Annotated in this window: 4 protein-coding genes; all 4 read right to left on the minus strand. The window is 57.1% G+C overall.

Translation table 11 applies throughout. The annotated features are described in order from the left end of the window. A partial coding sequence (locus tag WA354_RS00260; RefSeq protein ID WP_472811002.1) for a DUF3037 domain-containing protein occupies positions 1 to 142 on the minus strand: 142 nt, incomplete at its 3' end. 38 nt (positions 143 to 180) lie between these two features. Beyond that, on the minus strand, positions 181 to 1,053 hold the full coding sequence (locus tag WA354_RS00265; RefSeq protein ID WP_472810999.1) for a HipA family kinase: 873 nt from the start codon (positions 1,051 to 1,053) through the stop codon (positions 181 to 183). 230 nt (positions 1,054 to 1,283) lie between these two features. Next, positions 1,284 to 2,804, minus strand: coding sequence for a terminase (locus tag WA354_RS00270; protein WP_472811000.1), 1,521 nt, complete (start codon positions 2,802 to 2,804; stop codon positions 1,284 to 1,286). Between the two features lie 196 nt (positions 2,805 to 3,000). Then, a partial coding sequence (locus WA354_RS00275; protein ID WP_472811001.1) for a hypothetical protein occupies positions 3,001 to 5,918 on the minus strand: 2,918 nt, incomplete at its 5' end.

The raw sequence follows: 5,918 nt of genomic DNA on the forward strand, positions 1-5,918 counted from the left end.
GCTCCATGGGAGGCACCCCGGTCTGCGCGGCGCCCTGCTCGCGCAGCAGCACGCCCACGTGCACGAACTCGTCGCGCACCGGATTCGGCACATAACGCAGCAACTGAAACTCACAGGTGAGTCGCTGATGGTTAGTCGTCATGATTGCACGTCACCTCGTTCATCGGCGCCAGGCGCGGCCTACATGATCCTGCCGACGATGGTAGTCCCCCAGCGTTCAGGATTCCAGCTACTGCTGGATGTTTCGTTGGTTCGAAGGCCCCAATTGGGAAACGGCTTGCGATCCGAACTCGCGAATGCCTCGATCAATTCCCGAATGCGGCCGCGGCGCGCCAGCAGCTTCTCCACGAGCGCTTCCATCTCGGACAAATCGCCGCCGTACCACTCGGGTGGAACTTTGTTGGCTGTTTCCCAAACTGTCTCTGCGGGCATGGTCTCCAGCCGCGAGAGCCAGGGTTCGAACGAATCCCAACCTGTAACCTCGCGATAGACATCGTTGCGATAATAGACTCCGCGCAGAGGCGCATCTTCAAATTTCCATTCGCCGGCGAAGAAGCAATACCCAAAATCGATGAACACGGCCCGGTAACGGCGTTCGCGCGCTTTGCGCGTGAACACAGCCTGGCGACCATTGGCGTTGCCGGTCCATTTGTCGAGGGCGAGAATACCGGCGAATTCGCTAAGGTTCTTCAATCCCAACAGGTGTTCTTCGGGAAGATAGTCGACGACTTGCCCCGGCATCAGGCCGCCAACGAAGCGCGAACCGAATTGCAAACCCGATTGGCAGCGTTGCCGTGTACGGCCTAGTTCAATCTCCAACTCGGATGTATTTTCGATGAGCCAACTCGACACCTCAACGAGCTCAACCACTGGAGCGGTCAGACCCGCAGCCGCGGCGAGTTTCGAGGCGAGGTATTCATTGGCAAGCACGCGCATGTGCTGCGGATTGTTCTGGAATTTGACAACGTAGGCGTGACCGTCGGCGCCCAGCATCAACTGGCCCTGTGCGCCCCCCCGCATGCGCCGGATATGCTGCACCGCCAGAACTGCCAAGCCCGTGTCACCGCCTGCTTTTGAAGTATGTCTCGATTGTAATGCGAAAGAACAAGCCTAGCTTTTGGCCAGTAGCCAGTAGCCAGTAGCCAGCAGCCAGTAGCCGGTGGCCTGTTGCCGACATGTCGACAGTGCCCAAACTCAAGGCTACGAAGGCACACGGGTGTTTCGGTAGAGATTGCAGCAACGGTCTCCCTAAAAGCAAAGAGCTAAGAGCTAAAGGCAACAAGCTATCGGCTGTTCTTTTCCAGCAACTCCGCTCTTGCTGCCAGTCCAATGGCCATGGCCATCACGCGGTCGTCGTGGGTGCCGGCACGTGCTCCGGTATTTCCATTGGGCAGCCGGACGAAGCTTCGGCACTCCGACAGAAGCCGTTTGCTCATGAATCGATCGGGCTGTTCGATCAGACCGGCGTTCAAACGTCCGATAACAGCCGGACGGCTCAACGACGTTGTAAGCCATCCCATCTGTCCCGCTTGGCGGTAAATGCGCGGATAGCGGCAGACGCTCTCGATTAGCGCGAGCACGCCGCTTCCGTGATTGTTACGCTCCACCACGAGGAATGCGTCGTTGTACTCGGCGGCAATGGCTGTTACGAGCCGCGCCAGTTCGAGGCCGCCGATATGTACGGCAAACTCCGCACACTGCAGCCCCGTTTCCAACTCCACAACCTCGGCGGCGGAGTAGTCTCCTTCACTGCCGCCGCCCGCCGGGTCGACTGCGACCAGATAATGTTTGCCGTGCATGGGCGGCAGCCAGATCTCAAGTTGGCCATTGTGGCGCGATTCAACGGCAGCGGGAGCCGATAAAAGTCTTTGCTCAATCGCGGCAACCTCGAACACAGATTCTCCGCTTGCCAGAAAGCAACTCTCAGCGTCTTCGGCGAATTCCTGCCGCGCAAGGCCGCGAAAGTTAGCTTGCGTCTTGCGGCGAAACCCGATCTGCGCGAGGCTCAGACGATGACGTTCCATGAGCGCTCGTTCTTCTTCGGTCAACGAGCCCTTGTCGACTGCCTTGATGCGGTACCGCTGCTCCATCCACCACGGAAAGAAGTGTTGCACCATCCCGGTCTCTGGCGCGCCCCGCCATTCCTCGTAAAAGCATCCGCCTATACCGTCCGGCGTCGACTCCAGAATTTCCTCCCCATCCACCGCCAGAGCGGCGCGAAGACCTGCGAGTGTCTCCGCCGGATCGCCCGGCCAGCGCGCCAATTCCGAGCAGTGCAAGTTCTGTACTGTCATACCGCGGCCGGCATTGCGTTCCCCGGCTGACACGACGCGATACTGGGAATCGAAGACCGGAAAAATGATCTGGCGAACATTGGCGTGCGATGTTCTCAGGCATCCCTTGCGCAGCCGGTCTGGCAGGTAATCGAGGAAGCGGTGCACAATACGAAAGATCTCTTCTGCCGATTCCTGCGTGTGCGCCACTTGCAGGGTCAGTGTGCCGGGGAGCGTAATCGTCTTCAGAAAGAATCGCGCAGCCGCCCAGGTGGTCAGTCCCATCTGACGCGCCTTCAGAATGATGTTGCGCTGGCCGCGCTGTCTTTCGAATTCGCTTTGCACCGGGTTGGCGCGAAGCAGAGTGGTTCGCCCGGAACGGGTCCGCACCCACAGCAAGCGCTCGGCAAGCTCCGTCAGCACATTGCACCCATGAAGTTGCGCTGGGCGATGATCGAGAATCCGGCCAAACTTCACCAATTCCTCGGCACCCAGGGACTCCAGTTTGAAGACTCGGTCTTCAGAATCCATCAAAACACTTCCTATTCGTTTCTTCTGCTGGAATGAAGGCATCCAGACGGTCCATGGCGGACAACAACCCGCAGCACAGCGGCGCCGGGAGTGTCTCGGAACGCGCCGGCTCCATCACGACCAGCAGAGTGCTGAGTTCATGATGAAGCCGGAGTCATGGGCAGTCGATTCAGGTCGGGGGAATATCTGCCGCCACTTATGGGATTAAGCGCACGTTATAGGTACTGGCCGTTGGCGTTCCTGCAATCACCGCGCAGACCTTGACGGTGACAACACCCGACGACGAGACGTAAGTTCGCCAATCCATGCCATCGCCAGGGTACGTCGTTGGAGTCGCAACCACGGCCATGCTTGTCGTTGCCCCGGTCACGCTCACCGTCCCGTTTGCGCAGGCGCCGGCCGCCAGCGCTGACCCCCCGATGCTGCCTGTGGATCCAGCAAGCGGAAGGTTTGATTTTACGAAGGCGTCAGTAGCGATATTGGTTGAGTTATCGCTGGCAGCCTGTGTGATTGCTGTCGCGCCGTTCGCATTGCCGCCGATGGAGTTGGCGGGCATCGTGCTGTTAGGAAAATCGAGTATGGTTTTCCCAGCTTTGTCGTCGTGGATGGCGTAATCGGTCAGAGTACCCCAACCAGTCATTCCTTCGCGCCAATACTGCTGCGTGTTCCCGCCGTTATAGAGCTCGTACAGAATTGAAGTCGTCGCGTTTGCGTTGCCGCCGACCAGGGCAAGAGCTGCTTCTCCCCCCGAACTGTTTGTGGTGTTGACAATGTTGACATTTCCGTATCCGAAAGAAGTACCGAGTCCCACCCACTGGTTAGCCGCGCTCTGAACGAACAGTTGTTCATGGGCCGTGAGCGCACCTGTGTTGGTTACACCGTCGTCGATAGCCGAGGGCGACGTTGATCCTGTAGTAGAGGTTGCCTTGGGAAGGTACCCCGTCGTCTGCCCGCTTATGGTGCCGCCGCCTGTAGCGCAGGGATTCCCGGAGTCTCCCACTGTTCCAGCCGTGTCAGTGAACCACGGACAATCATGCAGTACCGAGGTCTTCGGCCCGGTCAGAATCGCCGCGCCCGCCCCTGGAATGGTCGCACCGTTGATGTCGTTCACGAACGGGCGAATCGCGATCCATGCCAACAGGATGTTATTCGACGTCCCGCTGATGAATCCCACGTTGTTTCCGCTGTAAGGGGAAAAGTCGGCGACGAAAGAGTAGGTTTGCAGCGCCGAGCTGCAAGTCTCTGTGTCGTTAAATCGAATGAGGCCACTCATTCGGATCTGCAAGGTCAGGCTGGTCACCCCGCTTGGACACTTCGCCAAGTAGGAGACGACGGCCTTGCCCGTGGGCAGATTTTGACCTGCGATCAGTTTCTTACCGTACACGGCGTACGGAATCTGCTGGAATTGCTGAATCAACTGCGAAGGATTCAATGCCCACTCCGCACCAGTTGGAGAAGCAGAGTCAGGAATATATATGGATGAATATGGAATTGATCCCGGATTGATCGTAAAATCCTTCGGCCAGAAGAGAAGGTCGTCGTGGTTGTACGGTGTGGAATAATTTCCATCAAAGATATTGTCGGCAGTAATGCGACCCACTATCTGGCTATTCCCCTTGATGCGGTTTAGGGCCATGGAATAGTTCGAGGGAAACCCGTTGTTGCCGCCACTTCCACTGTAACTTCCAGTGATCTTGTTTCCAAGCCCTAGATCGACATAGGTGCCACTAACATCAGCACCGCCGATGTCAATGTCGTTGTCGTATCCTGTCACTCGGACACTGCCACCCCCGCTTGAGATAAGTTTCATCGAGTTACCATTTATCTCACCGGTGGTTCCCGGTCCTGACAACGCTGTGTCTGTTATTACATGGCCACCGCCTTCGATGCGCATTCCATAGGTCGTCGGCGTCCCGGTACTGGTTTCAAATTCGGGAATATTGATTATCCAACCCGCGGCGGTGTCATAGCTTCGACTTGCGACCACTAGGATCTGTGGACCTGCCAGGGTGGCAAGCTGCCAGTTCGTAAGAACATTCTGCCCGCCGTTGTAACTGATCCACGGATATGTGTCGCCGAACATCCATACGTGATCCCATTTCTGGAAGTCGTTGCCGCTTGATTGCTGCACCGAGTTAAGCTCTGACGGGGCTTCGACTACACCAAAGGTTTGTCCGTAGAAATTAACGCTCTGCGCATTGAACTGATACGGCGCCCATCCTCCCTGTGTATAGATTCCGCAATGGTTAAACGTCGAGGAATTCATGGCAACGAAACTCACATTGGTCATTTCAGAGTTGCCCATGCCAAAGTCCTGAGAGGTGTTCACCCAGTCAGTATTCAGGCCATCCGCCATATCGAAAGCGAGGGCGCAGTTGCCAATAGTCGTAGTGACCGGCAGTCCCAGCACAGAGACATAGGTGTGTGCATTGGTGAGCGAAGCCTGTGCATTCGCGGCCAGCGTGACGACTTGCCAGCCGCTGTTGCCGGCTGCCCAGCATGGAGTGATGGAAGCGATCGTCGTTACCAGGTTGCCACCGCTCGCTCCCGCACCATTGATTTGAATAGCCTGTCCAATATCTCCGCAGCTAAGTTCTCCTGCTACTGTGGAGATGATTGCGCTCGCCGCTGTCGTAGTTGTGTCGTCAAACCATTTTCCGGGCCAGCGATGCGGGGTGGACGCAGCCACTGTGCCGTCGACCTGAAATGTGATGTCCTTGATGGTCCACGAGTGATACCAGGGAAAAACCGTGGCGTTAGTCGTCGGGTCTGGAGTGTAGAAAATGTCCTGTCCGGGCTTGCCGCGAATCACGACCGGGTAGCGATGCGTTAGATCTCCAATACCTCCTGGTTGCCCGATAAGCGAAACGCCCGCCCACTGAATGGGACTTGTCAAATAGCAGCTACCGGGAGGCTTGGGAAAATAGAGCGCTGCCGGAAGCTGTAACCAGGATCCGTAAGCCAGTGCAGCCGTTTGTGCCGCCACAATTGCGTTATGGTCGTCGGTCGAGCAGTCTCCCTTCGCACCGTATGCCATCACGTTGATTTGAGAGTTAACGGAAGCGTTGAGAGGTCCAGCAAGATTCTGTGCCGTGGTTGCGGCCAGCGATACAC

It is taken from the genome of Occallatibacter sp., assembly GCF_049802275.1.
Lineage (GTDB): Bacteria > Acidobacteriota > Terriglobia > Terriglobales > Acidobacteriaceae > Telmatobacter.

What these genes read in the sequence shown, in the direction of transcription:
- WA354_RS00270 (WP_472811000.1), bottom strand. Translation starts at nt 2,804, where the DNA reads ATGGATTCTGAAGACCGAGTCTTCAAACTGGAGTCCCTGGGTGCCGAG.